The organism is Actinosynnema sp. (assembly GCF_052038725.1).
Window position 1 is genome coordinate 1 of the sequence record NZ_JBQGCX010000595.1, and the last position, 1,941, is coordinate 1,941.

The following is a 1,941-nucleotide window of genomic DNA, read 5'->3' on the forward strand; positions in this document are numbered from 1 at the left end:
CGGTCAGGGGAATCCGTCGCGAGGGGGGTTCCGCTGTCCACCGGTGCTCAGGGTCAGACAGCAACTGTGCGAGGGCGTTCGCCGCTGCGCCCATGCTGATGTCCGGTGGGCGGTGTTGGATGGCGAGGACGAGTGTCTCTAGTTCGATCGCGAAGGGTGTCACGGCGCCGGACCGGATGGCGTACTCCACGAAGTCCTTCTGCTCCTCGTCATACTGCTCGACGGAGCTGGCCTCGCGTTCGTAGCCGATGCGGCCTGAAAGAACGCCCCTTGCCTCTTCGACGCGGCCGATGCGCCATTGCCTCCCGTAGCGGGTGATCAGTGCGCCTGGTTCAACCTGTTGGCGAATCCAGTCGGCAGGCTCCACGTACAACCTGCCCTGCGATGGCGCAAGAAGCCTGAAGCGAGCGATTCTGCCCGTAAGGGAACGAGTGCTGGCCACTGCGGAAATGTACATGAACTTGGAGGACTGGTGACTATCTCGACAAGATGAATCGGTTCTGTAATCGGCGCGCCCCTACGATTGATTACGGAGCGTGGCGATACGGGCGGAAGATCACCTGAAAGAGCTGAAGCGCAGCCGATCTTGTAACTGTCGGTGTGGGTCGTCCGGTGGTCTGGATCGGCGTCTACTGCGACGGCGCGACCCGCGACCGCCACAAGCCCTGCTCGTTGGAGGCGGTACCGCGACTGGGACGACTGGCACGGCATCGAGGCCGACGGCGTCGGCCCGTCGCGGCCCCGCGGCTAGGGCTTCCCCAAGGACGTTCACAATAAGTCGCCTTATCGCAAGCCCAGGAGGCGGCATGGAGATCGGCGTCGAGCGTGTGGACGGCGTCGGGGAGAAGTCGACGGGCGCCGCCCGGCTGACCGGCCGCTCTCCGACTCGGCCGCCGTTGGCTGCGCGAGACGGTGCCGGACAACACCCGCGCGACGAGGGCGACGCGTTGGGACTGCGCCTGCGCCTGGGCGACCGCGTGCGCATCGCCTGGGAGCGCACGGGCGGCCTCGCGGAGATCGTCAACGAGCTGCTGAAGCTGCCCGCCCGCCCGGTTGGCGTGTTCCGCCGCTTGGTGCACCTGGTCGACCCGGACGCTTACAGGCTCGCCTTCCGGGGGCTGCGGCTGCACGAGGCCCCCTGCGAGGCGATGAGCGCGGTGGTCCGCGCGCCGGTCCCAGCGCGATCTATTCACCCGACCGGGTGGTGTTCGGACTGCGCTGCTGTCCCGCCTGGGCCGGGGACGAAGTAGCCGGAGAGCCCGGCGGGATGCGATTCCCGAGGCCGAGCTTTTCCGCTCTGTCCCGCGTCCCGCTCAACACGGGACCGGCGGGGCGGTGGCCGTTCGGTAAGGGCTCGCGCGGTCGGCGGTTCGCGAGGCACGCTGTGCGCGTGCCCGCCCGTCGCCTTGAGATTCTGTTGCCGCCCGACGTGACCGCCCGCAAGTACGCGGCCGTGGCCCACGCGGTGTGGGCGGTGCTCAACGCAGCCGGGCTCGGCGGGGACAGCTCGCTGCGTCCCGACGACGGGATTACCGACGAGGAGCTGAACGCGGCGTTCGACGAAGACGTGCAGGGCTACTCGTGGGGGCCGTGAGACGGGCGGCTAAGCCTGCCTGCCGGACTCCTTGAAGTGCTGGTCCGTCAATTCTTCCAACCGGTTCAACAGGTGGTTGATCCCACGAGGGATTTCCAACGCGCTCAGGATGTCCTCAATCGGTGCTTCGCCGTGCGCGTCGCGCTTGCTCTGGATTAGCTTGCCGGTGCGCTCGGTGAGCTGCGCACCGACAGCCTCCAGGTCGTGGATCACGGCGGTGATCTCGGGTGCCTTGACCGCGTACCGCGCGTGCAGCCGGGCCTTGTTGTAGGCATTCCCGGCCTGGGTGAAGGTATCCCAACTGTCCATCTGGGTCATCTCGACGTAGTCGGACATCTTCCCCATGA

Annotated in this window: 4 protein-coding genes; 2 read left to right on the forward strand and 2 right to left on the reverse strand. The window is 67.2% G+C overall.

The window, feature by feature from the left end; translation table 11 throughout:
* Window positions 1–367, reverse strand: a 367-nt coding sequence (locus tag ACTUAL_RS12480) for a hypothetical protein (protein ID WP_440900344.1), incomplete at its 3' end; no start/stop codon positions are given.
* A gap of 439 nt (window positions 368–806) precedes the next feature.
* Here ACTUAL_RS12480 and ACTUAL_RS12485 point away from each other — a divergent pair.
* Window positions 807–1,250, forward strand: a complete 444-nt coding sequence (locus ACTUAL_RS12485; RefSeq protein WP_440900345.1) for a hypothetical protein — start codon at window positions 807–809, stop codon at window positions 1,248–1,250.
* A 167-nt stretch (window positions 1,251–1,417) separates the two neighbouring features.
* Window positions 1,418–1,594, forward strand: a complete 177-nt coding sequence (locus ACTUAL_RS12490) for a hypothetical protein (protein WP_440900346.1) — start codon at window positions 1,418–1,420, stop codon at window positions 1,592–1,594.
* A gap of 9 nt (window positions 1,595–1,603) precedes the next feature.
* On the opposite strand, the gene ACTUAL_RS12495 is transcribed toward ACTUAL_RS12490, so the two are convergent.
* On the reverse strand, window positions 1,604–1,941 hold a 338-nt coding region (locus tag ACTUAL_RS12495; RefSeq protein WP_440900347.1), incomplete at its 5' end, for a hypothetical protein.

Excerpts from the sequence above, each read along its gene's own strand:
- ACTUAL_RS12485 (WP_440900345.1), top strand. The coding sequence starts at position 807 with ATGGAGATCGGCGTCGAGCGTGTGGACGGCGTCGGGGAGAAGTCGACG.